Annotated in this window: 5 protein-coding genes; 2 read left to right on the top strand and 3 right to left on the bottom strand. The window is 64.9% G+C overall.

Annotated elements, in window-relative coordinates; translation table 11 throughout:
• The coding region (locus tag RA20_RS24400) for a flotillin domain-containing protein (RefSeq protein ID WP_039135557.1) at nt 1-261 on the top strand (261 nt) is incomplete at its 5' end.
• 80 nt (nt 262-341) lie between these two features.
• On the opposite strand, the gene RA20_RS24395 is transcribed toward RA20_RS24400, so the two are convergent.
• Nucleotides 342-563, bottom strand: coding sequence for a hexameric tyrosine-coordinated heme protein (locus RA20_RS24395; protein ID WP_039135554.1), 222 nt, complete (start codon nt 561-563; stop codon nt 342-344).
• A gap of 104 nt (nt 564-667) precedes the next feature.
• Here RA20_RS24395 and RA20_RS24390 point away from each other — a divergent pair, with 104 nt between their 5' ends.
• Nucleotides 668-1,108: a MarR family winged helix-turn-helix transcriptional regulator gene (locus tag RA20_RS24390; protein ID WP_039135552.1), complete on the top strand. Its 441-nt coding sequence runs from the start codon at nt 668-670 to the stop codon at nt 1,106-1,108.
• Nucleotides 1,109-1,134: 26 nt separating this feature from the next.
• Here RA20_RS24390 and RA20_RS24385 read toward each other — a convergent pair whose 3' ends face one another.
• The gene (locus RA20_RS24385) at nt 1,135-2,358 is read right to left on the bottom strand and encodes an MFS transporter (protein WP_039135550.1); all 1,224 of its coding nucleotides are present in this window, start codon (nt 2,356-2,358) and stop codon (nt 1,135-1,137) included.
• Between the two features lie 102 nt (nt 2,359-2,460).
• On the bottom strand, nt 2,461-3,075 hold the full coding sequence (locus RA20_RS24380; protein WP_241482328.1) for a YceI family protein: 615 nt from the start codon (nt 3,073-3,075) through the stop codon (nt 2,461-2,463).
• Nucleotides 3,076-3,254 lie beyond the last annotated feature (179 nt).

Genomic DNA, 3,254 nt, shown 5'->3' with positions numbered 1-3,254 from the left:
TCGGCGGGTGCCGGCAATGGTGCCGAGAAGCCGGTGGTCAATCAGGCGCTCGACTCGATCATGGGCATGGCGGTGCAGATGCCTGCGCTGAAGAAGCTGGGCGAGGAGCTGGGCCTGTCGATGGAAAACGGTGTCAGCGGCGTTGCCAGCCAGGCGCTGGGCGTTGAAGCGGAGGACAGCGGCGCGGACGAGGTGCCATTGCTGAATGGCGCGGTCGGAGAAGGCAGTGCGCCGGAGGCTTCGGAAGCCGCCAAGGACTGAGTGCCGTTGACCTGATTGAGAGAGGGCCGGAAGACCGGCCCTCTTTTTTGTTTGCGTGAGTGGTGGCTGCTGCAGGCCTGTCAGCGCCAGTAGTTGTTGGCCTGCGAGACGGTTTGGAAATTCACCGCCACGACATGGGAGACCGCGATCAGGCTATCGTAGTTGTTGGCATAGCCCGGCCGCATCTTGTTGCGGGCCTCGTCATCGGGCTGGGTCAGTTTTACGGCCATGCGGGACAGCTTGATCGCCAGCTGGTAGCCTTCCTCCGGCGTCTCGGTTTGCAGGTTGGGTAGCCAGGACATGTGTTCTCCAATTTATATCGTGCGCGACCTATATTGTGACATTGACTGCGGCTGCCGCTGGAGTCAAGAAATGAATCGTGCACGATATAAATGGAGGCACGGCCATGAAACACGCTGATATTCCCACCAGGGCGGATGACCTGTTCTGCTATGGGCTGTACACGGCGTCTCATGCGGTGACCCGGGCCTATGCGCCGCATCTGAAAGCGCTGGGTCTGACCTATCCGCAGTACATCACGCTGACGCTTTTGTGGGAGGAGGATGGCCGGCAGGTGAATGCGCTGGCGCAGAAGCTGGGGATGGAGACCAGCACGCTGACGCCTTTGGTTAAGCGGCTGGAGGCCATGGGCCATGTGACCCGCAGCAAAAGCGCCTTGGACGGCCGGGCGGTGGAGGTCCGGCTGACGGATGCAGGCAAGGCGCTGTCACAGCAGGCGCCGGCTGTGACGGCCTGCATGATCGGCCAGTCCGGATTGTCCGTGGCTGAGCTGGAGGAATTGCAGGCGCTGCTGTTCAAGCTGCGGGACGGTCTTCAGCCCCGCTAGGGACCAAAGACAGACGCAGCGCCTGGCTATCTTTTCTCGCGTGACCGCTTCAGCAGGCGGCCGATGGTGAAGGAGGTGCGCGGCGCGTAGACATAGCTGGTGCGCTCTTCCGGGGTTGCGCGGACTTTCATCCGGCTGAGGCCGAAAACGATCAGCAGCACATGGCCGCAGGCGACATAGGCAAAAAGCGCGGCTGGTCCGTAAGCCTCGATCAGCGCGGATGAGACATAGGGCGAGGCGATGGCGCCAAGCGCATACCAGAACATCAGCGCGGCGGACAGTTCGACCCGCTCGGCCGAGGTGGCAAAGTCATTGGCGTGCGCCGCAGAGACCGAGAAGATCGGGAAGGTGGTGAAGCCGAAGAAGCCGGCGGCCAGCATGACGCCCAGGGTGCCGGTGCCGCTGGCGGCCATGGTGATGCCGCAGCTGAGGATGGCAACGCCCGACAGCCAGATCAGCACCCAGCGGCGGTCGTATTTGTCGGCAAGCCAGCCCATCGGATACTGCGCCAGCGCGCCGCCCGCCACAAAGGCCGCGAGGAAGAAGGCGATCTGGTCCACGGCGAGGCCGACTTCCTGGCCATAGACCGGGCCGACCATCCGGAAGGAGGCGGAACTGAGTGCCGCGACGATCACACCCGCCACAGCCAGCGGCGAGCAGCGCCAGGCCAGCTTGGGGCGCAGCCGCGGCGCATTGGGGGTTTCCGGCTGGCTGGCCTTGGTCAGGGTCAGCGGCAGCAGTGCCGCGCAGCACAGCACCGCCAGCAGGTTGTAGGAGACATAAACCGCAGGCGGCAGCACCGCGATGATCAGCTGTGCCGCCAGCGAGGCCCCCATGTCGACGATCCGGTAGGTGCCCATGGCGCGGCCGCGGTTCTCATTGGTGACCTTGGCGTTGAGCCAGGCCTCGATTACCGTGTAGGCGCCCGCCACGCAAAGGCCGGAGGCAATCCGCATCCCGGCCCAGGCATAGGGGTTTTCGGTCAGCGTATGGCCCAGAAGCCCCATGGCCCCTAGCGCGGTGCAGACCGCGAAGGCGCGGGAATGGCCGACGTTGCCCATCAGCCGCGGCGCCCACCAGCAGCCGATGAAGAAGCCGACGAAATGGCCCGTGCCCAGAAGGCCGATCTGCGTTGTCGTGAAGTTCAGGACCGAGCCGGAAATGGCATCCAGCGGGCCCACGCCTCCGGATGACAGCTGCAGCAGGATGACGGAAAGAAACAGGGCGGCAAAGGAGATGATCAGGCGCATAACGCTGCGACCATGACAGGCTGGGGCGCCATTGCCAGCCGGTTTCCGCCATTGCCGTGTCGTATTTCTGCGGGGCGGTATTTTTACCGCAGTGCCGGCAGTTCAGCCGGCCTGGAGCAGGCGTGCTTTGATGGCGAGGCTGACCCGGTCGGCCACCAGATCGGCAAAGCCTGTGGCGCCGAAGGCGGCGCGGCTGAGATGGCCGGAGAGATGCACGTCGAGTTCGCGAAGGTCTGCTGGGGCAGTGCCTGGGAGGCGGTAGAGTGCAGCTTCTAGAGTGAGGGGCCGTGTGGTGCCGCGCAGGGTAAGCTCGCCGCTGATTTGCGCACCGCCGGAAAGGTTGCCCCGGGGGCCGAGACGGATCCGGGTGGAACGGAAACGGATATCCGGGAACCGCGCGGTGTCGAGCACGGAGGCGCTTTTCAGTGCTTCGGTGGCAAAAATCAGCCCGGTCCGGGCGCGGCTCGCATTCAGGGTGATGTCTGCCTGGCTGCGGATGAGGTTCCGGGGATTGATCAGGATGCGGGCGGCACGCACCGGGAGCCGGCCGTGCCGCGGCTGGCCATTGAGCAGGAAGGTAAAGCGCACGTCGGTGCCTTCCGGCGCAAGGCGGTAGGCGATGGGTTTTGCCTGCAGTTCCTGCGGTGCAAGCAAGGCGGCGGCCAGGCTGGCAAGCAGCGTTCGGCGCGGCATCCGTGGTGGGCTCAGTCGGGTCATTTCCATCGCTCTTTTGCGGTGCAGCCTGAGTCTATCCGCAATGTCTGCCGAAGGGCGGTCACATTCCTGCGTGCGTCCGTGAGCTGCGGAGGGCTCCCGCCAGGCGCCGGCTTTTGTGCAAAAGCCTTTGCCTGTTGGGCCCGGCACCGGGCTGCGCCCGGTGCCGGGCCCAAGGCCGC

Source organism: Leisingera sp. ANG-Vp, from assembly GCF_000813725.1.
Lineage (GTDB): Bacteria > Pseudomonadota > Alphaproteobacteria > Rhodobacterales > Rhodobacteraceae > Leisingera.
Note: the sequence above shows the minus strand (reverse complement) of the source record. Positions and strands in the feature narration are given on the sequence as shown.

Excerpts from the sequence above, each read along its gene's own strand:
- RA20_RS24395 (WP_039135554.1), bottom strand. The coding sequence starts at position 563 with ATGTCCTGGCTACCCAACCTGCAAACCGAGACGCCGGAGGAAGGCTAC.
- RA20_RS24390 (WP_039135552.1), top strand. The coding sequence starts at position 668 with ATGAAACACGCTGATATTCCCACCAGGGCGGATGACCTGTTCTGCTAT.
- RA20_RS24385 (WP_039135550.1), bottom strand. The coding sequence starts at position 2,358 with ATGCGCCTGATCATCTCCTTTGCCGCCCTGTTTCTTTCCGTCATCCTG.
- RA20_RS24380 (WP_241482328.1), bottom strand. The coding sequence starts at position 3,075 with ATGACCCGACTGAGCCCACCACGGATGCCGCGCCGAACGCTGCTTGCC.